Annotated in this window: 24 protein-coding genes and 1 tRNA gene; 6 read left to right on the top strand and 19 right to left on the bottom strand. The window is 59.9% G+C overall.

What is annotated here, in order from left to right; genetic code table 11:
* Nucleotides 1–71: 71 nt before the first annotated feature.
* Together BS630_RS02330 and BS630_RS02325 are read right to left on the bottom strand one after the other, a co-directional pair.
* Nucleotides 72–587, bottom strand: a complete 516-nt coding sequence (locus tag BS630_RS02330; protein WP_077976121.1) for a superoxide dismutase family protein — start codon at nucleotides 585–587, stop codon at nucleotides 72–74.
* Between the two features lie 128 nt (nucleotides 588–715).
* Entirely contained in the window at nucleotides 716–1,069 is a 354-nt protein-coding gene (locus tag BS630_RS02325; protein ID WP_183594461.1) for a hypothetical protein, read from the bottom strand.
* Between the two features lie 436 nt (nucleotides 1,070–1,505).
* Here BS630_RS02325 and BS630_RS02320 point away from each other — a divergent pair, with 436 nt between their 5' ends.
* From BS630_RS02320 to BS630_RS02310, 3 genes are all read left to right on the top strand, one after another.
* Nucleotides 1,506–3,410: a putative bifunctional diguanylate cyclase/phosphodiesterase gene (locus BS630_RS02320; RefSeq protein ID WP_077976119.1), complete on the top strand. Its 1,905-nt coding sequence runs from the start codon at nucleotides 1,506–1,508 to the stop codon at nucleotides 3,408–3,410.
* A 249-nt stretch (nucleotides 3,411–3,659) separates the two neighbouring features.
* A complete protein-coding gene (locus BS630_RS02315; protein ID WP_183594471.1) occupies nucleotides 3,660–4,319 on the top strand; it encodes an HD domain-containing protein in 660 nt (219 codons plus the stop codon).
* Between the two features lie 9 nt (nucleotides 4,320–4,328).
* Nucleotides 4,329–5,186, top strand: coding sequence for an MOSC domain-containing protein (locus BS630_RS02310; RefSeq protein ID WP_077976118.1), 858 nt, complete (start codon nucleotides 4,329–4,331; stop codon nucleotides 5,184–5,186).
* A 107-nt stretch (nucleotides 5,187–5,293) separates the two neighbouring features.
* Here the strand turns inward: BS630_RS02310 and BS630_RS02305 are convergent, their stop codons facing one another.
* The 12 genes from BS630_RS02305 to rpoZ all read right to left on the bottom strand — a co-directional run bounded on the left by BS630_RS02305 (nucleotide 5,294) and on the right by rpoZ (nucleotide 15,762).
* On the bottom strand, nucleotides 5,294–6,289 hold the full coding sequence (locus tag BS630_RS02305) for an aldo/keto reductase (protein WP_077976284.1): 996 nt from the start codon (nucleotides 6,287–6,289) through the stop codon (nucleotides 5,294–5,296).
* A gap of 102 nt (nucleotides 6,290–6,391) precedes the next feature.
* The gene (gene recO, locus BS630_RS02300; protein WP_025393929.1) at nucleotides 6,392–7,162 is read right to left on the bottom strand and encodes a DNA repair protein RecO; all 771 of its coding nucleotides are present in this window, start codon (nucleotides 7,160–7,162) and stop codon (nucleotides 6,392–6,394) included.
* A 120-nt stretch (nucleotides 7,163–7,282) separates the two neighbouring features.
* On the bottom strand, nucleotides 7,283–7,768 hold the full coding sequence (locus tag BS630_RS02295; protein ID WP_077976117.1) for a response regulator: 486 nt from the start codon (nucleotides 7,766–7,768) through the stop codon (nucleotides 7,283–7,285).
* A 149-nt stretch (nucleotides 7,769–7,917) separates the two neighbouring features.
* Complete coding sequence (locus BS630_RS02290; RefSeq protein WP_017959764.1) at nucleotides 7,918–8,670, bottom strand: Crp/Fnr family transcriptional regulator; 753 nt, start codon at nucleotides 8,668–8,670, stop codon at nucleotides 7,918–7,920.
* A gap of 151 nt (nucleotides 8,671–8,821) precedes the next feature.
* Nucleotides 8,822–9,763, bottom strand: coding sequence for a GTPase Era (gene era, locus BS630_RS02285; protein WP_003546943.1), 942 nt, complete (start codon nucleotides 9,761–9,763; stop codon nucleotides 8,822–8,824).
* A gap of 7 nt (nucleotides 9,764–9,770) precedes the next feature.
* A complete protein-coding gene (gene rnc, locus BS630_RS02280; protein WP_017959762.1) occupies nucleotides 9,771–10,490 on the bottom strand; it encodes a ribonuclease III in 720 nt (239 codons plus the stop codon).
* The gene (lepB, locus tag BS630_RS02275; protein ID WP_077976116.1) at nucleotides 10,487–11,230 is read right to left on the bottom strand and encodes a signal peptidase I; all 744 of its coding nucleotides are present in this window, start codon (nucleotides 11,228–11,230) and stop codon (nucleotides 10,487–10,489) included. Before lepB ends, rnc begins: the two co-directional genes overlap by 4 nt.
* A gap of 159 nt (nucleotides 11,231–11,389) precedes the next feature.
* The gene (gene acpS / locus BS630_RS02270) at nucleotides 11,390–11,794 is read right to left on the bottom strand and encodes a holo-ACP synthase (RefSeq protein ID WP_077976115.1); all 405 of its coding nucleotides are present in this window, start codon (nucleotides 11,792–11,794) and stop codon (nucleotides 11,390–11,392) included.
* A gap of 38 nt (nucleotides 11,795–11,832) precedes the next feature.
* A complete protein-coding gene (locus BS630_RS02265) occupies nucleotides 11,833–12,423 on the bottom strand; it encodes a DUF2062 domain-containing protein (RefSeq protein ID WP_077976114.1) in 591 nt (196 codons plus the stop codon).
* A 161-nt stretch (nucleotides 12,424–12,584) separates the two neighbouring features.
* The gene (locus tag BS630_RS02260) at nucleotides 12,585–12,734 is read right to left on the bottom strand and encodes a DUF3563 family protein (protein ID WP_003558084.1); all 150 of its coding nucleotides are present in this window, start codon (nucleotides 12,732–12,734) and stop codon (nucleotides 12,585–12,587) included.
* A 185-nt stretch (nucleotides 12,735–12,919) separates the two neighbouring features.
* A complete protein-coding gene (locus BS630_RS02255) occupies nucleotides 12,920–15,154 on the bottom strand; it encodes a RelA/SpoT family protein (RefSeq protein ID WP_017959758.1) in 2,235 nt (744 codons plus the stop codon).
* 203 nt (nucleotides 15,155–15,357) lie between these two features.
* On the bottom strand, nucleotides 15,358–15,762 hold the full coding sequence (rpoZ, locus tag BS630_RS02250; RefSeq protein ID WP_017959757.1) for a DNA-directed RNA polymerase subunit omega: 405 nt from the start codon (nucleotides 15,760–15,762) through the stop codon (nucleotides 15,358–15,360).
* A 298-nt stretch (nucleotides 15,763–16,060) separates the two neighbouring features.
* On the opposite strand from rpoZ, the gene BS630_RS02245 reads away from it, so the two are divergent.
* Nucleotides 16,061–16,642, top strand: a complete 582-nt coding sequence (locus tag BS630_RS02245; RefSeq protein WP_003546927.1) for a LabA-like NYN domain-containing protein — start codon at nucleotides 16,061–16,063, stop codon at nucleotides 16,640–16,642.
* A gap of 223 nt (nucleotides 16,643–16,865) precedes the next feature.
* Here the strand turns inward: BS630_RS02245 and smpB are convergent, their stop codons facing one another.
* Together smpB and dapA are read right to left on the bottom strand one after the other, a co-directional pair.
* Complete coding sequence (gene smpB, locus BS630_RS02240) at nucleotides 16,866–17,345, bottom strand: SsrA-binding protein SmpB (RefSeq protein ID WP_003546925.1); 480 nt, start codon at nucleotides 17,343–17,345, stop codon at nucleotides 16,866–16,868.
* A 101-nt stretch (nucleotides 17,346–17,446) separates the two neighbouring features.
* Nucleotides 17,447–18,331: a 4-hydroxy-tetrahydrodipicolinate synthase gene (dapA, locus tag BS630_RS02235; protein ID WP_077976113.1), complete on the bottom strand. Its 885-nt coding sequence runs from the start codon at nucleotides 18,329–18,331 to the stop codon at nucleotides 17,447–17,449.
* A 214-nt stretch (nucleotides 18,332–18,545) separates the two neighbouring features.
* Here dapA and BS630_RS02230 point away from each other — a divergent pair, with 214 nt between their 5' ends.
* Together BS630_RS02230 and BS630_RS02225 are read left to right on the top strand one after the other, a co-directional pair.
* Complete coding sequence (locus BS630_RS02230) at nucleotides 18,546–20,621, top strand: lytic transglycosylase domain-containing protein (protein ID WP_077976112.1); 2,076 nt, start codon at nucleotides 18,546–18,548, stop codon at nucleotides 20,619–20,621.
* Nucleotides 20,622–20,686: 65 nt separating this feature from the next.
* The gene (locus BS630_RS02225; RefSeq protein WP_077976111.1) at nucleotides 20,687–21,583 is read left to right on the top strand and encodes an alpha/beta fold hydrolase; all 897 of its coding nucleotides are present in this window, start codon (nucleotides 20,687–20,689) and stop codon (nucleotides 21,581–21,583) included.
* A gap of 100 nt (nucleotides 21,584–21,683) precedes the next feature.
* On the opposite strand, the gene BS630_RS02220 is transcribed toward BS630_RS02225, so the two are convergent.
* The 3 genes from BS630_RS02220 to BS630_RS02210 all read right to left on the bottom strand — a co-directional run bounded on the left by BS630_RS02220 (nucleotide 21,684) and on the right by BS630_RS02210 (nucleotide 24,743).
* Nucleotides 21,684–22,706 carry a porin gene (locus BS630_RS02220; RefSeq protein WP_017959753.1) on the bottom strand — a complete coding sequence of 341 codons (1,023 nt, stop codon included), beginning with the start codon at nucleotides 22,704–22,706 and terminating at the stop codon, nucleotides 21,684–21,686.
* A gap of 558 nt (nucleotides 22,707–23,264) precedes the next feature.
* A tRNA-Ser gene (locus tag BS630_RS02215) sits at nucleotides 23,265–23,355 on the bottom strand.
* Between the two features lie 170 nt (nucleotides 23,356–23,525).
* On the bottom strand, nucleotides 23,526–24,743 hold the full coding sequence (locus BS630_RS02210; protein WP_077976283.1) for an NAD(P)/FAD-dependent oxidoreductase: 1,218 nt from the start codon (nucleotides 24,741–24,743) through the stop codon (nucleotides 23,526–23,528).
* Nucleotides 24,744–24,775 lie beyond the last annotated feature (32 nt).

Below are 24,775 nucleotides of genomic sequence, written 5' to 3'. Positions count from 1 at the left end.
GCTGTGCACAGGTTGAATTACTGCATGGCTTTGTCCCTCAATCGATCCCGATTAAAGGACTTGTGCCGAAGCTATTGGACGACGCCGCAGGAAAGTCTTTCGCCGGCATCTCCCGAAGGCTGGCTCCGATAATCATCCGAATTGGCGTGCACCATCAATGCGCGGCCACGAATGCCGTCGGTCTTGCCGTCGAGCGTGACCATGCCGTTGAAGATCTGTGCCCGCAACACGCCATCCTGTCCGACATATTGATTGGGCATGTCGCCAGCGTGCGAACCCTTGGCGGCAAGAATGCCATGCTCCGCCTTCTCAGGATCGAAATGACCGCCCGCCGATTCGTGATGGGTCGCGGCGTCGCAACGGCCGGTCTCATGCACATGGAAGGCCACCCATTTGTTCGCCGGCAGTCCCGATATCTCGACTTCGATCAGGACACCGCCATTGGCAGCAGCCGTCAGTTGCGCGCGACCGTCTTCCTTGCCGTCCTTGGTGACGAAATTGGCGACCGCCGTCTGCTTGTCCTGAGCGCCTGCCGGCAATGCAACCGCAAGCAGGCTCAAGGCGGCGATGGTGCGCATGGCTTTCATGGAGATCTCCTTCCGTCCGGTTGTCCTTCTGAACGTATCAAACCGGAAGGTGTTCCTGATTAGAGACCGTCGAACGAGAAAAGCCGGCCAAACGGCCGGCTTGCAGATCGCCCGAATCGAGACGCGGTTCAGGCGACGGCATCGAAATCAAACTGGCCGTAGGTCTTGCGGTAAAGATCGTCGGACTGATTATCGGTCGTCGGCGCGGCCTGCTGGAGTGGATAGGGAACGGCAATGCTGCTTGCCGTGCCGCTGTCACGCGTGTCCATCATCAGCGCAACCAGGCTGCCGGAAAATTTCGGCTGCGTGTCGCTGGCCTTATCGTCTTCCAGAAGTTCCTTGATGATGCCGGGCTTCTCATCGGCGGCACGTTCGCCGCGGCTGAGCACGCCATCGCCGTTGGCATCGAGCCGCGACAGTGTCGCCAGATATGCGTATGAGGTGTCTGAAACGGATGGGGTGCTGGTCATACAAACCTCCATTCACCGCCTTTTGCCGGTGGTGTTTGCACGCAATACCAAGGTGGAAAATCAGTGTTAACTCGGTGGTTAAACTGATTTGCGCAGTGCGTCAATAAGTTGTTAACTTCTCATTAACGATGATTGACAAAAGTTAACGGAACGCCGCGAGGTCGCCTGCCGCCAGCGCCAGCCAACCCGATTTCCCGCATATTTCAGCGGTTTTTCACATACAAAACAATTGTCTGAGGACGTGCCCGTCGCTGTTGCACTGCAACCGAATATTAATTCGGGGCATAGAAAATGGGCGTCACGCTTTGCCACCAGACAGTCCGGCTATAAGAAGCAATTTCTGTGTTCATCTGAGAAAGGTTATCATGTCCGGCGTAATGATGCACGTACGTCAATCGAAGGCATCTCCGCCCGAGGCCGGGGCAGCTGCTGCGCAAGACGCATCCACATGAAAGCCGAAGCGCTTTTCTGGCAGCAATGCACTCAGTCCGTCTCAGACGATGGATCGATAGATGCGCAGCGCCTGATGGATCTGGTGATCGCGACCTATCGCGTCCATGAAAGCGACTATGACGAAATCGAGAGAAGCGCAGAAACGCTGCTGAGGGAAAACCATGCACTGAGAGGCAATATATCGGCCCTCAGTCAGGCGTTCGACGGACAGACAAAACTCTTCGAAATCATTCTCAACAACCTGCCGCTCGGTCTCAGCGTCTTCGACGCCGACCAGCGGCTGACGCTTTCCAACATCCGTTTCCGTCAGCTCTTCGGCTTGACGGAGGACGATGTCACCGCGGGCGCGACAATCGCCAATCTCACGGCCAAAATGCGCGGCAGGGAGAACGCCGACGCTAAACCCGGCAGGCGGACCAGGCTGCAGTCCTCCGCAACCGCAAGACGCGGCAGTATCCGTCGGCGCGAATGGTTGATGGACGACGACCGCATCATACAGAGCATGGTGACCATCCTTTCCGACGGCAGCAGCATCGCCATCCATGCCGATGTCACCGAGGATCGGCGGGCAGCCGAGCGCATTGCCTTTCTCGCCCACCACGACCCGCTGACAGGTCTTCCCAACCGCATCCATTTTCGCGAGCAGGTGGATGCCGCGCTTGCCGAACGAAAGCCGGATGAGCAGATCGCCTTGGTTCACCTCAATCTCGACCGGTTCAAATCGATCAACAACATGATGGGCGTGTCGGCCGGCGACACGATCCTGCAGCAGGTCGCTGAGCGCATCCGCGCCTCGGCCGGTTCGGAAAACATCCTGTCGCGCCTCGGTTCGGACGAATTCGCCATTCTGCAGACGGGCAGGCAGCAGCCGTGGAACGTGACGGCGCTGGCGGACCAGATCCGCCGAGAGCTTTCCGAACCATTCCTCCACGGCGACAAACAGGTGGAGCTCAGCGTCTCGATGGGCATCGCGGTCGCGCCTGATGATGGCGAGGAAACCGATATCCTGCTGAAAAATGCCGGCGTGGCACTGTCGCATGCCAAGGCCGACGGGCGCAAACGTGAGCGCTTCTTCGCCAATGAGATGGAAGCGCAGATGCAGCTGCGTCACGCGCTGGAAGCTGATCTCAGGGCAGCCGTCGAGAAAGAGGAATTCGAGCTGCATTATCAGCCGCTCTACGACCTCACGCAGCGGCGCATCTGCGGCTTCGAAGCATTGATCCGCTGGAACCACCCGGTCCGAGGCCGCGTTCCGCCGATGGATTTTATTCCGCTTGCCGAAGAGGTCGGCCTCGTCGTCGATATCGGCCGCTGGGTTTTGCGTCGGGCCTGCGACGATGCAGCGCAATGGCCGGAGGGCATCAAGGTCGCCGTCAACGTTTCGGCGATCCAGTTCAGCAGCAGCGACCTGACACGGGATGTCAGCGAGGCGCTTGCCGCCGCGACGCTGTCGCCGTCGCGGCTTGAACTCGAAATCACAGAGAGCGTGCTGATGGAAAATCTGAGCGAGGTGCTGCCGATCCTGCATGCGCTGAAGGAGCGCGGCATCCACATCTCGATGGACGATTTCGGAACCGGCTATTCTTCACTGAGCTACCTCTCGAGCTTCCCCTTCGACAAGATCAAGATCGACAAATCCTTCGTCAACGACATCGTCGACAACAAGGAAGCGCATGCGATCATGCACGCGATCATCCTGCTCGGCGATGCGCTCGGCATGCGGGTCACCGTCGAGGGTGTCGAGACGGCCGAGCAGCTGGCGCTGCTCGAGTGCGAGGAATGCGACGAGATCCAGGGCTATCACATCAGCCCGCCGAGACCGGCGCGTGAGGTGCCTCATCTTCTCTCCCTGCCGCCGAAAAACGGCGGCGTGACGCGTCTTCCCAAAGCCAAGCGGTGAGATCACCCTCGATTGCGACTCGCACGGCAAGCCGTTAGAATAGGATGATTTCAGGCCGGGTCGGCCTAAAATCTGAATCCTATTCTACAATATATAGTTAGAGCATGATGTCGCCCGAAAACCGCTCACACTTTTCGGCATCATGCTCTAGAAAATCGGCTGCGATTCCTGAGATCTTCGTTGTCGCATCCTTTTATCACCCGCATTCAATACCGCGCCGATGCGCTATCGGCGGAAACGATCTTCCTCATGACAGGTGGCGCTATGTTCGCGGCTGAAGCGTTCTCCCCACACGAAACGCTTGCCGCAGCGCTGATTGCGCATGCGGCCGACGGCGACGACGGCTCGCACGACCTTGCCCATATCCTGCGCGTTTTCAGGAATGCCATGCGCATCCATGCGGGAGAAGGCGGCGACGGGCGGGTTCTTGTTGCTTCCGTGCTGCTGCACGACTGCGTCGCCATCGAGAAGAATTCGCCGCAGCGGGCAAAAGCATCGGCTTTGGCGGCCGAGAAGGCATCGGCGATCCTGGCGGAACTTGGCTGGAGCGGCGCGGATATCGAGGCCGCGGCCCACGCAATCACCGCGCATAGTTTCTCGGCCGGGGTGGCGCCGCAGACGCTGGAGGCGAAGATCCTGCAGGATGCCGACCGGCTGGACGCGATCGGCATGATCGGCGTCGCCCGCTGCTTCTATATCGCCGGGCGACTGGGATCCGGGCTCTACGATCCGTTCGACCCGGCAGCGGCAGACCGCCCGCTCGATGACAAGCGTTATGCCATTGACCATTTCCAGACGAAGCTGTTCAAACTGGCGGAAGGATTCCAGACCGAGACCGGCCGCAGGCTGGCGGCCGCGCGTGACAAGAGCTTGCGCGATTTTCTCTCGGAATTCATGGACGAAATCTAGGAGAACGGCATGCTTGTCAGCGACCTCTTCATCTATCCGCTCAAGAGCGCCCGTGGCATTGCGCTGCCCGCCGCCGACATCGACGCCTATGGGCTTCCAGGCGACCGGCGGGCGATGATCACCGATGCGCAGGGGCACTTCATCACCCAGCGCGAGTTGCCCGACCTCGCACGCATCGAGGTACGACCGGAAGCGAGTGCCTTTCGGCTGCTGATGCAGGGGAAAACGGACATATCGGTACCACCGCCTCAGCCTGAAGCCCGCATGGATGTGATCGTGTGGAAATCTGCCGTCAACGCGGCCGTCGCCGATCCGGAGAGCAACCGGCAGCTTTCGGAATGGCTTGGCCGCGAGGTGCGCCTGGTCTTCTTCGACGGGCAGGCACGGCGGACGGCGAATGCCGAATGGGCCGGCGAAGCCACGCCCGTCACCTTTACCGACGGCTACCAGATCCTGGTGACGACGACCGGCTCGCTGAAGGCATTGAATGCCGATCTCGCCGCCCATGGCGAAGGTAGTGTCGGCATGGAACGCTTCCGTCCGAACATCGTCATCGATACCGAGGAGGCCTGGCCGGAGGACCGCTGGGCGGCAATCGAGATCGCCGGCATCCGCTTCGATCTCGTCAAACCCTGCTCCCGCTGCATCATGACGACCCAGGACCAACTGACCGGGTCGCGCGAGGGACCAAGCCCGATGCCGGCCATGGGTCGCCTCCGTATGTCGGCCGATCGGCGCGTGCCAGGCCCGCTCTTCGGCTGGAACGTCACGCCGCGCGGCAGCGGCAGGATCACGATCGGTGACACCGTCCGCATCGTTGCAGAGAGGCCGGAAGGCTGGGCGCTCAAGCGTCGCGTCGCAGCATAAAGCAATTCCAGGAAAAGGGCGAAGCGGTTTTCCGTTCGGAATTGCGTAAAAACAAAGAGTTAGAGCGGCTCTGTGCTTCCGTGAAAAGCTGAACCGCTCTAGAAACGTTATACGCGCGCGAGTGCGGCATCGATGCCCGCCATCACATCGGCCGAAAGCGGTCCCTTCTCCAGCGCGCCGGCATTTTCCTCCACCTGGGCGACGGTGCGGAACCCCGGAATGGGAAGGGTGCGCGGCGAGCGTGCCCAGAGCCAGGCAAGCGCGCCCTGCGTCAGTGTGCGGCCGCCTGACGTCAGGAGATCGCGGACGGCATCGAGCCTTGCGGCGAATTCCGGGGCCATGCGCCCGTCCTTGAAATAGACCATCCAGTCAAGGGCCGCCCCACGGACATCCTTGGCGCCCACCGCCTTGTCGGCGGTGAACTTGCCGGTCAGCAGTCCCATCGCCAGCGGACCGCGATTGATGGAGATCAGACCCTTCCCCTCGATCACCGAGATCATCTCCGGCACCGGTTCGAAAACGTTCATCGTATGCTGGATCGAGACGTAGCCCTGGCGGCCGACATGACGGGCGGCACGATCGGGAAAATCGGTGCTCCAGCCGAACGCATCGATCTTGCCTTCGGCGCGCAGCGCCTCCAGCGTATCGAAGACGGCATCCGACTGTTCAAGCGGAAAATCATTGAGGTGGAACTGCAGGAGATCGAGGCGATCGCGCTTGAGGCGGCGCAGCGAGGTCTCGACCGAACGGCGGATGAAGGCCTCATCGGCGAAGGCGCCGGTTGCCTGCTTGGTTTCCGGGTCGGTGGCGAAGCCGAACTTGGTGGCGATGACAATATCGTCGCGATTGCCGATCGCCCGGCCGAGCACCTCCTCCGAGTGGCCGGCGCCGTAGTTCGAGGCCGTGTCGAAGAAGCGGATGCCGAGTTCGATGGCACGGTGGATCGCTTCCACGGATTCATCGTCGTCGACATCGCCCCAGCCGAGCGGCGTGTCGCCGGCGAAGAAGGGACCGCCGATCGCCCAGCATCCCATACCGAGGCGCGGAATTTCGCGGCCATTCCAGAGCGTGATCGTCGTCGGTGATGCGGTCTTGGTCAGCATGAGATCCTCCTTGATTGGCAATCCTGTGAAGACATAGGAAGCGCTCATAGGCAGGTAAACCGCCAAATCCGGAGGATGTTTTGCACCCGTAAAAAACGGAAGTCAGGCGGAAATACCATTCGGACCTGAAAGCGTCCGCAAGGCTGGATTGAGCGCCTTGAGTGCCGCCTGAACGAAGCCGTCGCGGGCTGCCACGGCTTCGATGCCGCGCGGCTCGTAGACATGGCGATGCAGAAAAAACCCTGTCAGACGGAATGCGGCTGAGAGACTATCGAAGTCGGCCGCATGATTGCCCTCGATGCTGAGGAACTGCGGCAGGAGCAGCATCTTGTCCGCCCAGGGGGCACCAGCGGCGCGGCTGACGGCGCGGCCGGATTTCGGCGAGACATAGACGAGATCGGAACGGGCGCCGGTCGCGGCGCATTCGGCAAGATCGAGGCCGAAGCCGAGGTCATTCAGCACCGCAAGCTCGAAACGCACAAAGAGTTCGCCGGCATCGGCCGGGTTGTGCAGGTGATCGAGGATGACCTCCAGCGCATCGAAGAGATGCGGATGCGGGTCACGCTCCGGCAGCAGCCGCAGCAGCGCGCCCATCGCCTGGACACCGTAGACGGCGGTTGCCGTTTCCATCAGCCGGGCAGCGCGCAGCGTCACCGGCTCGACGCGGAATTCGCCCAGATGCTCGTCAAGCCGGGCGCGCCAGATAACCTCCACCGCATTACCCGCCTGCAGCACCGGCTGCATGGCGCGCGAGCGGCCGGAGCGCACCAGGCCGAGATGGCGGCCGCGATCACGCGTCATTACCTCGGCGATGACGCTCGTCTCGCCGTGGCGCTTGACGCCCAGGATGATCGCATGGTCCTGCCACTGCATCGAAAGAAGTCCTTACGGCTGACGAATCCATCCTACTGCATAATTCAACGCGTTACAGCGTCCTTTGCGCGTCTGAAAGACACGCTGCAATGCAAGGCCCGGCTTCCGTCGGGGACTGCGTCAGGCGACAGCCGGGAAAAGCCTCTGCAGGAATTCCCGCATCGCCATTTCGTCGAAAGGCTTCACCAGAAGCGGTATCTGCTGCAGGTCGGGCGGGAAATCGCCGGTATCGGAATAGCCGCTGACGAAGCCGAACGGGATGCCGATGTCGAGAAGATGGCGGGCAAAACCGAAGCTCATGCCCTCGCCGAGATTGACGTCGAGAAGAGCGAAATCATATTTCTCCGCAGCAATGGCGGCCCTTGCCTGTTCGACGCTGCCGACGATATCGATGCTCTCGACGCCGGCCAGGCGTAGAATATCCTCCGCCTCCATCGCGATGATCAAACTGTCTTCAAGAACCAGAACACGGATTGCGCTCATGATTCGATGCCCCTCGTCGGGCGCCTGTCGCAGCGCCCCGGCCGTTTCGCCAACATCATTGCCCTCCGGTGCCCCGCATGGCACGCTATCGGTGAATTCCGCCACCTTTTCTGAATAAACCATTTTTCTGCCCGGTCGATAAGAATCAAAATCGGAGGAAGATGACAGCCGACCTTATTTTCCTTGCTGCTAATCTGCATTTAAAAAAGACATAACCAGGCTGCTTGACCAAAGCATGTCGCGCAGAACAAAGACCTAAGACGCGACGCGCTTTAGATGAACGGGCGTTTGCCCTCTCCCAGCCCTTCCCAGCCGGCGATCGCCATCAATTCCTCGCCGTTCAGCACCTCGCAGCCGCGCTCCTGCCAGCGGATCAACCCTCGTTCGCTGAGCTTTTTCAAAGTTTTATTGGTGTGAACGATGGAAAGACCGAGCGTGTCGGCGATGTGCTGCTGGGTGATGGGAATGAATTTGCGGCCGTTGAAGATATTGAGCTTCCGGCCACGCTCAAACAGGAAGGCGATCAGGTAGGCTGCTCTTTCCAGCGCCGTGCGGCGGCCGATGCTCAAGAGATGCTCATCCAGGATGCGCTCCTCGCGCGCGGCGATCCAGGTGATGTCGAAGGCCAGCGAGGCGTGCTTGTTGTACAGCGTCATCAGCCTGTCACGCTCGAAGACACAAAGGGACACGGGCGAAAGCGCTTCGACGGAATGCTGCATCTCACCGGCGATCGTTCCCTGCAGGCCGACCAGGTCGCCCGGCATAATATAGTTCAGAATCTGGCGGCGTCCGTCCTCCAGCATCTTGTAGCGGAAGCCCCAGCCGGCGAGCACGGTGAAGAGGTGAGCGCTATGTGCGCCCTCGACGAGGATGGTGGAGCCGGCATCGACGGCAAGCTCTCCCCTCTTGAAGCTCGAGACGAATTCCAGCTCGTCGCGGCTGAACTCCCTGAAATGCGGCAGAGGCCGCAAGGGACATTGGTCGCAAGGGGTCTTGAAAGAATTGATGGGTCTCGACGTCGCCATGCTTGCCCTTGCCGTCGCAAAATCGGCGCGCCAACATTGGCGCGCCGTTCGTCAAGGAATGACGCAAGGCACGGATTTGTTCCATGAGCGAGGCCAATTTTTTATGCGGAAACAAAGGGCTGGCGCCAACCCGACGAAATCCTTGCCATGCTTATTTCGGGAAATCGAGACCCATTTCGCGGAACCGCTCGGGATCATCACCCCAATTCTCGCGAACCTTGACGAACAGGAAGAGATGGACCGGCTGTTCGAGGATCTGCGACAATTCCTTGCGGGAAGCAGTCGAGATCGCCTTGATGGTTTCACCACCCTTGCCGAGCGCGATCTTCTTCTGGCTGTCACGCTCGAGATAAATCACCTGCTCGATCCGCACCGAGCCGTCCTTGCGCTCTTCCCACGTCTCCGTCTCGACATGCGAGGCATAGGGGAGCTCTTGGTGCAGGCGCAGAAACAGCTTCTCGCGGGTGATCTCGGCAGCGAGCTGGCGCATCGGCAGATCGGAGATCTGGTCTTCCGGATAGTACCACGGCCCCTCCGGGAGCGTTTTCGCCAGATAGTCCATGAGATCGTCGCAGCCGGAGCCGTTTTCGGCGGAGATCATGAAGGTGCGATCGAAAGCGATCTTCTCGTTGGCGGCAGCGGCCAGCGCCAGCAGATCCTCGCGATTGACGCGGTCGATCTTGTTGAGCAGCAGGATCTTCGGCTGCCGGACTTCCTTGAGGCCTTCGAGGATGGCTTCGGCATCCCCGCGCAGGCCGCGCTCGCTGTCGATCAGCAGCACGATCAGATCGGCATCCCTCGCACCGCCCCAGGCCGAGGTCACCATGGCGCGGTCAAGCCGGCGGCGCGGCTTGAAGATACCAGGCGTATCCATGAAGACGATCTGGGCATTGTCGTGGATCGCGATGCCGCGGACGATGGCCCGCGTCGTCTGCACCTTATGGCTGACGATCGAGACCTTGGCGCCGACGAGGCGGTTGACCAGCGTCGACTTGCCGGCATTGGTCGGCCCGATCAGCGCGACAAAGCCCGAATGCGTCGGACCATTGGTTTCTGCGGCAGCTTCGGCCGCGATCTCTTCTTCTTGTGTCATTGTCCCGTCAGTTTCCGGCAGGCGATTGCTGCCAAATGCCTTCGCGCTCGAGCATCTTCGTTGCCGCCACCTGTTCGGCGGCACGCTTCGACCGCTCTACGCCGGTTTCGGGCTTAATGCCAGCAACTTCCACCGTCACCTTGAAGCGCGGATCATGATCCGGTCCGCTGCGTTCATCAACCCGGTAGATCGGCGTGACACCAAATTTCGCGTGCGACCATTCCTGCAGCTCGGTCTTGGCGTCGCGCTTGGCGCCATCGGCCCGCACCGCCCTGCCCTGCCAGTAACGCAGAATGAAGCGGCGGGCGACTTCGAGGCCGCCGTCGAGATAGATCGCGGCGATCAGGCTTTCGACGACATCGGCGCGCACATTCATCATGCGCTTGCCGGTCAGTTTTTTCACATCGGCGCCGGTGCGGATATAGAGGTGAAGATTGAGTTCGTCGGCGACCGCAGCACAGGTTTCGGCGCTGACGAGCTGGTTGAGGCGAACCGAGAGCTCGCCTTCTCCTGCCGTGCCAAAGGTGCGGAACAGAAGCTCGGCGATGCAGAGCCCGAGGACCCTGTCGCCGAGGAATTCCAGCCGTTCGTAATTGCCGCCCTTTTCGGTACGGGCGCTGGCATGGGTCAGCGCGCTATCCAGGCGTTCCTTTTCAGCGAAGTCATGACCGATCAGGCCCTCAAGCTTTGCGCGGTCCGCCGCAGAAAGCGTCTGCGCCTTACTCATTCAACAACCTTGAAGAGGCGGTCCCAACGCATGTTCGTCGGCCACTTCCAGATTTCGCGGAAGGAGGTGTCGTTGCCGAGCGAGAAGAAGATGACGCTGGCACGGCCGACAAGATTTTCAGCGGGCACGAAGCCGACGTCGAAGCGGCTGTCTAGCGAGTTGTCGCGATTGTCGCCCATCATGAAATAATGGCCTTCCGGCACGATGAACTCGCGGGTGTTATCACCACGCGACACCCGAGACTGATCGAGCGTGTCGTAGGACTTGCCGTCGTCAAGCGTTTCGCGGAATACCGGCACGTCCTCGCCCGGGTCGAGCTTGTAATCCGAAGTGAACGCACCGTCCGCCACCTTCGGAACCGGCTTGCCGTTGACGTAGAGCACGCCGTCGGTAACCTGGATACGGTCGCCCGGCAGGCCGATGCAGCGCTTGATGTAATCGATGTCGGGGTTCGGCGGGAAACGGAAGACGACAATGTCGCCACGCTTCGGATCGGCGCCGAACAGGCGGCCGCTGAAGATATCAGGCGAAAAGGGCAGCGAATATTTCGAATAGCCGTAAGCGAACTTGTTGACGAAGATGTAGTCGCCGACAAGCAGGGTCGGCATCATCGAACCGGACGGAATGGTAAAGGGCTGGAACAGCACCGTTCGGATCACCATCGCCAAAATCAGCGCCTGGATGATAACTTTGATATTTTCCCAGAGGGCGTTCGGCTTGGCTTCGACTTTTTCGGACACGCAGTCTTATTCCTTCAAGACGCCGCGGCGGCGCAATTCTTTCTGTCGTTCTCTCTAGCGGCTTCGGCCGGTTGCGGCAATGGCGACAACATCAAAAGCGACGAGAGGTCGCGATCAACGCTTCTGAGGTCGCGATCAACAGCTCCCGAGGTCGCGCGATCAGAGGCTCAAGGGCAACGCTTCGATAATGACGAAAGCCTGCGCCAAGGGATAATCATCCGTTATTGTCAAATGAATGGCGGGCCTGTGGCCCGCAGGCAGCAGCGATTCGAGGATCAGGGCGGCGCCGCCTGATAAAAGCATGGCGGGTTTGCCGCTCGGCAGGTTGACGACGCCCATGTCCTTCCAGAAGACGCCCTGCGCCATGCCCGTGCCGAGCGCCTTGGAACAGGCCTCCTTGGCGGCAAAACGCTTGGCATAGGATGCGGCACGGTTTGCCCGCCTGTCGGAACGCGCGCGCTCGATCTCGGTGAAGCAGCGATGGGTGAAGCGCTCGCCGAAGCGCTCGATGGATTTCTCGACACGGCGAATGTCGATCAAATCACTGCCAATGCCGATGATCATGCCGGCCCCTTCCGTCGCTTAAGAATTCTTGATCGGGTTCATACGCTCGGCATGTCGCCGGCTGGAACGGCAAGACGCAGGCGCGCCCGCTCCATCAGCCGTATATGGCGGCGCGTCTGAAAAACCTTCACGGTGTATAATGTCAGCGCGTAGAGCGCAACGGAGGTGACGATCGCCGGCGGGATAGCGCCGACCAGCATCGGCTCCAGCACCGGCTTCCATAATTCGGTGAAGTTCAGCTTGTGGAAAAGGGCGGCGAGATCCACCGTCTGACCAGCCAGTTGATCCTCGCGGCTCAACAGCAGATGCCCGATTTCCCAGGTGATGCCCCAGATGAAGGGATAGGTCAGCGGATTGCCGAAGGCGGCGCAGCCGAGGGCGGCGGCCACCATACTACCGGAGAGGAAATAGGTGATGACGAAAGCCATGACGAAATGCACGCCGATGAACGGCGTCCACGAGACGAAGACACCCGCAGCGACGCCGGCGGCAACCGCATGCGGCGAAGCGCTCAGGCGCAGGACGCGCATTGTCAGATAACGGATCGGGCGAAGGAAACCTTTGCGAGGCCATAAAAGCTCCCGCATCTTTTCCTTGAATCCCGCAGGCTTGCGACGGCGAAACAACATGGCCGGTATTTAGTGCAGCGCACACCACCATGACAAGAGCGGCAAATGATACCGCTCCAAAAACCGCCCCTCAATTCTCGCTGCGAAGAGGAGCTTCTTCATGCCGAGGGGCGTCCGTTATGCATAACGTCCCTCACTTACCTCAAGTATAAAGTCCATTATCAGCGATTACGGAACAGACCGCGATCGACCTGGCGCTGACGAAACTCGAGATCGATACGATCGAGCGAGCCATTCAAATATGCCATTTCACGTTCCTGCGTGGTCGGAGCGCGAAAGGCGCGAGCGAATTTCTTGATAGGGTCAAACATTATCTTGTCTCATCTTCTGTTTACGTTTCGATGACCAGAAGATAGGCCCGGCACAGGTTAATTACTACCGCCGCAATATGGAGACAGCCATGCGCTGAGTGCACCGCTTGCCCCTCTCATGCGCTGCTCCGATTATAAAATGTGCAATTTTTCGCCCAACCCTCTGGAGGGGCTTAACAAAAGCTTTAGTCGTAGAGGCGCCGGACCGTGGCGATGCAATCCAGTTCCTTCATCTGGGCGAGCAACTGGTTGAGCTGGCGCAGGTCCCAGACCTCGACCTCGAGCATCATTTCGGTGAAATCGGCCGCCACTCGCACCGTGTTCAGCAAGCGGATATTGACGTCGAGGCCTGCGACCGTCTGGGCGACCTTGGCAAGCGTGCCGGGCTCATTCAACCCATTCACCATGATGCGCGCCATGAAACGCGACTTGTTGGCTTCGTCGAGGTCCCAGCGCACGTCGATCCAGCGGTCGGGCTGATCGTCGAAGCGCTGCAGGCTCGGCGACTGGATCGGATAGATGGTGATGCCCTTGCCCTGATCCATGATACCGACGATGCGATCGCCGGGCACGGCGCCGGTCGGCGCGAACTTGACGTCGACATTGCCGGACAGGCCGCGGATCGGCCCGATATCGGCATCGGCGTCGATTTCCGAATGGCCGCCGTCGTGCCCTGTCTTGGTCTTGCCGGGGATCTTGAAGATCATGCCGGCGGCGCTGCGAACGTTGAACCAGCCATCATCGCCGGAGGGCTTCACGGTGACGCGCTCATCTTGATGATCGGGATAGACGGCGCGCAACACGTCGAGCGAGGACATCTCGCCGCGGCCGACGGCGGCGATCGCATCCTCGACATCCTTCTGGCCGAGACGGTGCAGCGCCGGCTTCATCGCCTCGCGCGAGAAGATCTTGCCGGCCCTGTTGAAGGTGCGCTCGAGAATGCGGTGGCCGAGGCCGGCATATTGCTTGCGGATCGCCATGCGGGTGGCGCGGCGGATGGCGGCGCGCGCCTTGCCGGTCACGACGATCTCCTCCCAGGCGGCGGGCGGAACCTGCACGCCGGAGCGGATGATCTCGACCTCGTCGCCATTTGCAAGTCGCGTCACCAGCGGCATGATGCGGCCGTTGATCTTGGCGCCGACTGTCGTATCTCCGATATTGGTGTGCACCGCATAGGCGAAATCGATCGGGGTGGCGCCGCGCGGCAGGGCGATCAACTTGCCCTTCGGCGTGAAGCAGAAGACCTGGTCCTGGAAGAGCTCGAGCTTGGTGTGTTCGAGGAATTCTTCCGGGCTGTCGCCCTCGGCCAGGGCCTCGATCGTATGACGCAGCCAAGAATAGGCATTGGATTCGCGGGAAAGAATATCGCCATCGGCATTGGTGGCGCCGTCCTTATAGAGCGTGTGGGCGGCGATGCCGAATTCGGCGATTTCGTGCATGCGCTTGGTGCGGATCTGCAGTTCGATGCGCTGGCTGGAGGGGCCGACGATAGTGGTGTGCAGCGAACGGTAATCGTTCTGCTTCGGCGTCGAGATATAATCCTTGAAGCGGCCGGGCACGACGCGCCAGCGCGTGTGGACAATGCCGAGTGCCCGGTAACAGGACGGGATGTCCTCGACGATCAGGCGGAAGCCGTAGACATCGGAAAGCTGTTCGAAGGAAAGCGACTTCGATTGCATCTTGCGGAAGACGGAATAGGGCTTCTTCTGCCGGCCCTTGACATAGGCGCTCGTCAGGCCGCTTGCGACCAGAAGGTCGCGCAGTTCGGCCTCGATCTTCTTGACGATGCCCTCGTTGCGCTTCGAAAGCTCTTCCAGCCTTTTGGTGACGGTCTCGTAGGCTTCCGGGTTCATATGGCGGAAGGAGAGTTCCTCGAGTTCCTCGCGCATGTCCTGCATGCCCATGCGGCCGGCGAGCGGCGCATAGATTTCCATCGTCTCCTCGGAAATGCGGGCACGCTTGTCGGCCGACATGTGATCGAGGGTACGCATATTGTGCAAGCGATCGGCAAGCTTGACGAGCAGCACGCGCACATCGTCGGAAATGGCGAGCAGCAGCTTGCGCAGATTTTCCGCCTGCTTGGCTTTCTTGGTGACGAGATCGAGCTTCTTGATCTTCGTCAGACCCTCGACCAGGCGACCGATATCCTCGCCGAAGAGTTCGTCGATCTCGGCGCGTGTCGCCGTCGTATCCTCGATCGTATCATGCAGAAGGGCGACAGCGATCGTCGATTCATCGAGATGCATGTCGGTGAGGATGGCGGCGACCTCGAGCGGATGGGAAATATAGGGATCGCCGCTCGCGCGCTTTTGCTGGCCATGTTTCTGCATGGCGTAAACATAGGCTTTGTTCAGCAGTGCTTCATTGGCATCGGGCTTGTATTGCTGAACCCGCTCCACGAGCTCGTACTGCCGCATCATTCCAAAGCCACTCCGATAAAAATAAAAGCGCGCCAATCAACGATTGGCGCACACATGGGCAATAATATGCCTAAGCAATAAAGGTGCAAGATTGACGATTGGTAATCGTCGCTCTTTTGCGTCGCATGCAGCTTTTTTCGGATCGCATCAATGCGACCGCGGGATTGCATCTGACCGATGCGACGGAGATCCGGCCGGTGCGCTTAGTAGTCGTCGCTCTTTTCCGGCGGCACAAGGCCTTCGATGCCGGCAAGCAGCTCTTCTTCCGACATCTGGTCGAAAGTGATCGTCTCCGGCACGTCGTCCTGCTCTTCGCTGTCGGCCGCAGTGGCACCGCCGGCGGCGATCATGCTTGCCGGGTCGGGCTCGGGCTCGTCGACTTCGACGTGCTTCTGCAGCGAATGGATCAGATCTTCCTTGAGGTCATCGGGCGAAAGCGTCTCGTCGGCGATTTCGCGCAGGGCCACGACAGGATTCTTGTCGTTGTCGCGATCGATGGTGATCGAGGCACCCTGGGAAATCAGCCGGGCGCGGTGGCTGGCGAGCAGAACCAGCTCGAAGCGGTTCTCCACCTTGTCGATGCAATCTTCAACTGTGACACGGGCCATTGCCTGTCCTTTACGGTCGTCATTTCGGGATTAACACGCCCGATACAATTAAAACCGGGCAAATACAAGTTTTTCGTTCCGGCTCCCCTCGTCTTTATCCGCGGCTGAGCTAGATTTCCATGGAGAATGTCATAATTCCACCGAAGGTTGCTTGGAATATGTCGAATCGTGCCCTAAATCTTTCATATATGAATAATTCATAAAGTAAAGGATCAGATCGAAATCGAAACACAAGCTATTGTTTTTATTGAAGTTTGACCCATACGGATTTCGATTGCTCTCATTGGATTGGTAAGCGATGTTTGACCCACGCGAAAAAATTGCACTCTTCATTGACGGCGCCAATCTCTACGCTGCATCCAAGAGCCTCGGCTTTGACATTGATTACCGCAAGCTCCTGAAAGCATTCCAGAAACGCGGATATCTGCTGCGCGCGTATTATTATACCGCTCTGATCGAAGATCAGGAATATTCGTCGATCCGGCCGCTGATCGACTGGCTCGACTACAACGGCTACAAAGTCGTCACCAAGCCCGCCAAGGAATTCACGGATTCCATGGGGCGCCGAAAGATCAAAGGCAACATGGACATCGAGCTTGCGATCGATGCCATGGAACAATCCGAAACGGTCGATCATCTGGTCATCTTCTCGGGCGACGGCGATTTCACCAACCTGGTCGAGGCATTGCAGCGCAGAGGCCGCAAGGTCTCGGTGATATCAACCATGGCGACCCAGCCACCAATGATTGCCGACGACCTGCGCCGCCAGGCCGATCATTTCATCGATCTCTTGTCTCTGAAGGCTGAGATCGGTCGCGATCCTTCCGAGCGGGCGCCACGCCCGGCCGAAGTCGCGCCGGCCAGCGATTTCGAGGACTGATCTCTCACTGTAACACTTTGAATTATGCAGGGCGCGGCGGCCAGCTCCTCGCGTGGCCACGCCTTTACATGGACGATACGCGACAGCGGCCGATTGCAGCGTGATCGGACCTAAAGCGCGCCGCGATCTTCCAGATTCGCGTCTTGCGCTTTAAGTCTTTGTTTTTACGCATGCCGTTGTCGCAAAACCGCCGCACACTTTTGCGCGACATGCTTTAGCGCGGTCAACCATGAGCCTTCAGCAGGCGGCTCTTCTGCCGGTTCCAATCGCGCTCCTTCTCGGATTCGCGCTTATCGTGCAATTTCTTACCCTTGGCGAGCGCCAGTTCCATCTTCGCCCGACCGCGATCATTGAAATAGATCTTCAGCGGGATCAGCGTCATGCCTTCACGGTTGATGGCAGAGCGCAGGCGATGGATTTCACGGCCCGACAGCAGCAGCTTGCGGCGGCGGCGCGGTTCGTGATTGAAGCGGTTGGCCTGCAGATATTCCGGTAGATAGGAATTGATCAGCCAGATCTCGCCGCCCTCATCCGAGGCGTAGGATTCGGCGATATTGGCCTTGCCTTCGCGCAGCGACTTGACCTCCGTGCCCATCAGCACGATGCCGGCCTCGTAAGTATCGATGATCTCGTAGTTAAAGCGGGCCTTGCGGTTTTCGGCCACGACCTTATTCACCACGCGCTGGCTGCCTTTGGGGGCCATGACGATATTCCAATTGCTTTTTAGGGCGCGAAAAGCCGCGCCCTCATTCCTTGCCCTCTATGTAAGGGAGAGACCCCGTCTTGTGAAGACGGCCGGTCTCGTCAGTTCAGCAGGCCTGCATGGCGCATCGCGGCGTCGATCGCCGATTCCGTTGCCGGCTCCAGCGTCGAAAGCAGCGGCGAACGAACGTTGCGGCTCATCCGGCCGAGCTTGGAGAGCCCGTATTTGGCGCCGCAAAGACCCGGCTCAAGGAAGATAGCCTTGTGCAGCGGCATCAGCCGATCCTGATATTCCAGGGCGCGGGCATAGTCGCCGGCCAGCGTCGCCGCCTGGAAGTCGGCACAGAGACGCGGGGCGACATTCGCCGTCACCGAAATACAGCCGACGCCGCCATGGGCGTTGAAGCCAAGCGCCGTCGCATCCTCGCCTGACAATTGCCTGAAATCCGCGCCGCAGCTGATGCGCTGTTCGGAGACGCGCTCGATCTTGCCCGTCGCATCCTTGACGCCGACGATATTCCTATGCGCCTTGGCGAGCGCACCCATCGTTTCGGGCGTCATGTCGACCACCGAGCGACCGGGGATATTGTAGATATAGATCGGCAGATCGACGGCCTCGGCGATCGCCGAAAAATGCGCGATCAAACCCTTCTGCGTCGGCTTGTTGTAATAGGGGGTGACGACCAGCACGGCGTTCGCACCGACCTTTTCGGCATGCTGGGCAAGTTCGATCGCCTCACGCGTATTGTTCGAGCCGGCACCGGCCATGACGGGAACGCGTTTTGCGGCAACTTCGATGCAGAGTTCCACCACCCGCTTGTGTTCGGCATGCGACAGCGTCGGGGATTCGCCGGTTGTGCCGACCGGAACGAGACCGCCGCTGCCTTCCTTGATCTGCCAGTCGACATGAGCGGCGAAGCTGTCTTCGTCGATCAGTCCGGCATCGGTGAAGGGGGTGACGAGGGCGGGAATGGACCCATTGAACATGCAAAGCTCCTCACGACCAAATCCTTGCTTCGGCCGCATTCCATGAATAAGAGTTGCGCACCATAGAGCGCCGAAATCATCGCGACAAGCGCGTAGAGTTCGGTTTAGGGCAAATTCCGATAGCAGATGTGAATGAATTTTACCTGGTACGGTAAGGTTTCGTTAAGATGCCTCTAGCCTAATGGCAAGGCGTGTTTTCATTGCGAGATCCCGGATGAAGAAAGCTGTCCTGATTCTGTCCGCCTTCGGCTTCATTGCCGCTGCGTGGGGCAGCGTTGCGTCGCCGCTTCCCGGCGAGAGCACTTCCATGCCTGAGGTCAAGCCGCTCGGCTTCATTCCCGAGACAGCCATACCGGAATCGATCACGACAGGCGCTATTCCGCGCAATCCGGCCATCGCGCCCGTCAATGGCGACCTGAAGGCCGGCCTCGACGCGCTTTCCGACAAGGATCCGCAGCTGGCACTTTCGATCCGTGACAGCATGCGCGACGGGACGCTCGACCGCCATATCCTCACCTGGGCGATCGCCGTTTCCGGATTGAAGGGCGTTCCTTCTTTTGAAATCGCCAGCGCCGCGCAAGAGCTCAAGGGCTGGCCGGGTCTTTCGCGGTTGCGCGCCTATTCCGAACGCGCGATCTATGATGAAAATCCCGCCCCTTCCGCCGTGCTCGCCGCCTTCGGCGATACCGCGCCCGAGACAATGCAGGGCGCCGTCATCCTCGGCCGGGCGCTGGTTGCGTCAGGCAAGCAGGCGCAGGCGGCGAAATATATCCGCAAGGTCTGGCGCGTAGAGGCGCTCGACAAGGCGACCGAGGACAAGATCCTCATCGAGTTTTCCGCGCTGTTGACGCCTGCCGACCATAAGGCGCGGATGGACTATCTGATGTATCGCGGCCGGGTGGCGCAGGCCAAGCGCTTCGGAGACATGGGCCAGGCGCAGTCGCTCTACACGGCCTGGGCTGCAGTCGACGCCAAAGCCGGCAATGCCGGCGCGCTGCTCAACGCCGTCGATGCGAAATGGCGCGGCGATGCCGGCCTGCTGTTTGCGCGGATCGAATATCTACGCAAGCAAGACAAATATGCCGAAGCGGCCGTGCTTCTGGAGCAGATGCCGCCCGAGCGTAGCGAACTCGTCAATTCCGGCGAATGGTGGAACGAGCAGCGCATCATCAGCCGTGGTCTCGTCGACCAGGGACAGTTCAAGCCTGCCTATCGCATCGTCGCAAACTACGCCGCAACGAGCCCGACGGATATCGTCGAGGCTGAATTCCATGCCGGATGGTACGCGCTTCGCGGCCTGCGGGACCCGGCAACGGCGGAAAAACATTTCCGCAAGATCCTCCAGACATCAAACGGACCGATCTCGGTTTCACGCGCCTGGTATTGGCTGGGACGAGCAGCGGAGGCCGGAGGCCCCGGCAAATCCAGCGAACTCTATGCGAAGGCCGCGAATTTTCCCGGCACCTTCTATGGACAGCTCGCGGCCGAAAGGCTGGGGCGAAAGACGCTTAACGTCACCTATCCCGCACCGAGCACGGCCGACCGGCAGCGCTTCCAGGCACGCGAAGCCGTGCAGGCGATCGCCCGGCTGGAGGCCGCCGGCCATGGATGGCGGGCCGCCATTCTCTATCTCGCGCTCGCCGATCAACTGCAAAGCCCCGGTGAATTGGCTGTCCTTGCGGCACGGGCCGAGCAATCCGGCGATCATCATCTCTCGCTGCAGATCGGAAAGATCGCCTATGGACGCGGCATCGATGTCGCAGCGCTTGCCTTTCCGGTCGGCGTAATCCCGGCGAACGCCAACATAACAGGCTCCGGCAAGGCGCTCGCCTATGCCATCGCCCGGCAGGAAAGCGCCTTCAACCCAGCCGCCGTATCGGCGGCGAACGCGCGCGGCCTGCTGCAGATTCTGCCGGGAACAGCCCAGGCGGTGGCCAAGCGCCACAACATCGCCTTTTCCAAAGACAAGCTGACGGCCGATGCCGGCTATAACGCGACACTCGGTGCTCATTATCTCGGCGAGCAGATCGACGCCTTCGGCGGCTCCTATATCCTCACCTTCATTGCCTATAATGCCGGGCCGAAGCGGGTGCCGGAATGGATCGGCCGCTACGGCGATCCGCGCGGCAGGCCGATCGACGAGATCGTCGACTGGATCGAGCGCATCCCCTTCCCCGAAACGCGCAACTACGTACAGCGGGTGATGGAGAACTACGAAGTTTATAAAGCCCGTCTCGGCCAACCCACCGATATCGAGCGCGACCTGATCGGCGGACGCAGCGCCTCCTGAAGCCGTTTGGCGCGACTTGAAAAGCAAGCTACATCTTCGGGATCAAACAGATCTCGAGGGATGCGATGCCGGATATGGATGCAGGCGGTTTCCAGGAACGATTTTACACGTCTTCTGATGGGTTAAGGCTTTATGCCCGCGACTACCGACCAGACCAGGCGGCAGCCGCCGGACGGCTGCCGGTGATCTGCTTGCCCGGCCTGACCCGCAATACGCGGGATTTTCATCCGCTTGCACTGCTTCTCTCCCGGGACACAACAATGCCTCGCAGAGTGATTGCGCTCGATTCGCGCGGACGGGGAAACTCGGCATGGGATGAGAACAAGGCGAACTACAATCTCGCCATCGAGGCCGGCGACGTCCTTGCCGCCTGCGCAGCACTCGGCATCGAGCGGGCGATCTTCATCGGCACGTCGCGGGGCGGGCTGATCCTGCATCTGATCGCGGCGACACGGCCGGATCTTCTCGAAGCCGTCATCCTCAACGACATCGGGCCTGTGCTCGAGGCTGAGGGGCTGGCGCGGATCCGCGATTACCTCAACGGCGGCAGGAAGCCGGCGGACTGGAACGAGGCGGCCGATATATTGAAGGAAAATCATGGCGCGTCGTTTGCCGCGCTTGCAGAGGAAGACTGGCGCGAGATGGCGCTTGCCCTTTATCGCGATATAGGTGGACGGCCGGTCGCCGACTTCGACCCGGCGATCGCAGAGGCACTGAAATCGATCGATTTCAGCCAGTCGTTGCCTGATCTCTGGGGGCAATTCGAAAGCCTGAGCCGGTTGCCGGTCATGCTGATCCGCGGTGAAAGTACGTTGCTGCTTTCACAGGAAACCGCCGGCGAAATGGCACGGCGGCATTCGCGGTTGATCCTTCATGCTGCCGAAGGACAAGGACATGCCCCGCTCCTGCACCTCGGCAATATCCCCACGACAATTCGAGCTTTTCTCGCCACCCGCCGATAACCTCAGGAAATTGGTCAGCTGGTACAATGGGCCATTCGTCCAAATACAAAAAGCCCGGCTCGAGAGCCGGGCTTTCCTGATTGACCGAAGTCAGATCAGATTAGAACGAACGCTGCAGGCGGAAGTAGCCCGAAGTGGAGTCGTCATCATCTTCCGGATCGAGGTACTGAACCGAAGCCTTGGCATAGAAGTTGTCGACGATCTGGTAATCAACCGTCAGACCAGCCTTCCAGGCATCGCCATCAGCAAAGTCGTCGCCGACAACGCCGTAGTTGCTGTAGTACTGCACACCAGGGGTGATCTTGAGCTTGTCGGTTGCCTTGATAGCGTATTCGGCAGCGACAGCCCATTCAGCCGCGGTGTAGTAGGAGCTCGGGCCGGTAGCGTATACAACAGCGAGGCCGAGCGTACCAGGACCGATGTCAGCCGTACCCATTGCACGGACAGCACCTTCTTCATTGTCGACGTCGTAGCCGGCAGTGATCTGGTAGCTGAACGCACCAGCCTTGCCGCCGAGACCGACTGCAACGCCAACGTTGTTGGGTTCTTCGTCCGCCTTGTAGAAGCCGTCTTCGAGTTCATCGACGCTGATGCCAGCGTAGAAGGCGTCGGTTTCATACTGATAACGGATGGAGTTATGCAGCGTGACCGGCGAGCCGATGTCGTCGGTTTCGCCCGAGAGACCATCGTCCCACCAGCTGTAGAACAGACCAGCGCGGAAGCCGGCGATGTCAAGGTAAGCGGAGTCGAGGATGGCTTCCTGTTCCGAGGAGTTGTCAGCATTGAACTGCATGACGATGACGCCGGTCAGCGGACCATACTCGGTGTCGCTCTTGGCCGTGAACTGAACCTGGCCGCGAGTTCTTGCGTCCCAATCGGAGTCGTTGTCTGCCGAAAGGTTGAGCGGCTGGTCACCAATATCAACCTGGAAACGGATGTAACCTTCGATCTTGAGGCAGGTTTCAGTGCCCGGGATGTAGAAGTAGCCGGTGCCGTAAGCGTCGCAGACGCGAACATATTCAACCGGTTCCGGCTCGGCAGCAACGATAGCGTCAGCAGCCTGAGCACCGGAAACTACTGCGAGAGCAGCAGCGGAGCCGAGAAGAAGGCTCTTGATGTTCATAAATGACCTCCAATTCAAAGTTTCGATCGGGTTTGGGATCTTTCGCTGAGCAGCGTTCCCTGCCCCATCCCCGTGTTTCAAGAAGTGGACGATCAGTCGCCCTTGCTTCCGACGCTGAAAATACAAGACGGAAGCCGTCACGCAATCACCAACTTACTCGGACAGGGGATTTGAAGGAGCCTTCCCGACATTCTGTTGCTGAAAGGACACAAGTCGGGCAACCGGCCTCGATTTCCTTTATGCTTCGTTAAGAAAACCGTGATTTTGCGGAGGCTTAGGTCAAGCCAACAAAGATTTGGACATGCGCTTGGCGACACATTCGTGACACTTTTTTGACAAAGTGCGGCTCTTGCGAGGGATTCATGATTGCCGGAAGCGTAACCGGACGTGCACCGATCCGCTTTCGCCACCTGTCAGTGGCTTGAGCGCGGGAGGTGATTCCCGCAGGCGATTCTCTCACTTGGGGTAGAGAGATTTTTTCGGCGCCCGGCTTAGCCGACTAAGCGAACATGATTCCCAGCAGAAACTAACGATCGACGCACGCTCAGGAAATCGGAATGGCGGAGAAGATGGGATTCGAACCCACGATACGCTTTTGACGTATACTCCCTTAGCAGGGGAGCGCCTTCGACCACTCGGCCACCTCTCCGGTGCGGCCTAACTATGGTGACCGGTCTGTGAATGCAAGGGTTTTTTGAGTTTTCACCAGAAGAAATGCAGCGAGCTGGCAATTCAGCCGGTTGCGCAAACAAACCGCATTTCCTGGCGAAATCCGCGGAATTTGATCGCGCTTCGTTCTCTTCGATGAAGGAGCCGAACTCAACCGAGCAGGCTCTTGAGGTCGGCAGAAGGGTCGGCGAGAATCGATTTATCGGGATTGGTCCCGGATTCCAGCAGTTTTTTGCCGGTCACATAAGCCTTCGCGTCGTTGATCGCATCGACGGCAATCAGCCGGCCCTCCCTGAAGTACCAGACCGAATGCGCGCCTTCGCGGGCGCCGGAGCGCAGCAGCGTCTCGTCATAACCAAGATTGAAGCCGGCGATCTGCAGCTTGACGTCATACTGGTCGGACCAGAACCACGGCTTCGGATCATAGGGCTCGTTGCCGCCGGCGATGACGGCTGCCGCCGCTTCGGCCTGGTCGACAGCGTTCTGCACCGATTCGAGCCTGATGCGTCCGCCCTGCCAGGGAAGTTCGGCGCAATCGCCAGCCGCAAAGATCGCCGGATCGGAGGTGCGGGCGAATTCGTCGACGACAATGCCGTTGGCGACTTCGAGGCCGGCTTCCTTGGCAAGCTGATCGTTCGGGGCGACGCCGATGCCGACGACGGCGAAATCGATGTCGATGACCGATCCGTCGGAAAGTGCGGCGCCGGTGACGCGGCCATCCTTGCCGATCAGATGCTTGAGCCCTGTCTTCTCGCGGATCACCACGTCATGGGCCTCGTGGATCACGCGCATGATGTCGGCGGTCTCCTTCGCCGCGACGCGCTGCAGGATGCGGTCGGCCATCTCAATGACGGTGACTTCCAGGCCGCGATGGCGGGCAACGGCCGCCGCCTCGAGACCGATATAACCGCCACCGATGATGAGGACGCGGCGACCGGGGCGCATCTCGTCAGCGAGCAGATCGGCATCGCGCTTGTCGCGGGCGACATAAACGCCTTCGAGATCGCCGCCGATTGCGGCCGGCAGCCGGCGCGGCGTCGAGCCGGTGGCGAGCGCCAGCGTGCCGTAATCAAGAACGGAGCCGTCCTGCAGCAGAACCTGCTTACTGTCCGGCTTGATCTGCTCGGCCCAGGTCGAAAGGCGAAGATCGACGTCATTGTCCGCATACCAGTGCTCGGCGCGGAACAGAAGGCGGTCGAAAGCCATTTCGCCGAGCAGGTATTTTTTCGAAAGCGGCGGGCGCTGATAGGGAGCGACATCCTCTGCGCCGATGAGGGTGATCGGGCGCGTATCCTTCAACGCACGCAGCTTGGCTGCCAATGCGAAACCGGCCTGTCCCGCGCCGATGATCACCAGTCTATCCGTCACGATCTCACTCCTGAAGCTGCGCCCGACGCCCA

Source organism: Rhizobium laguerreae (assembly GCF_002008165.1).
Classification (GTDB): domain Bacteria; phylum Pseudomonadota; class Alphaproteobacteria; order Rhizobiales; family Rhizobiaceae; genus Rhizobium; species Rhizobium laguerreae.
This window is presented reverse-complemented; position numbering and strand designations above follow the sequence as displayed.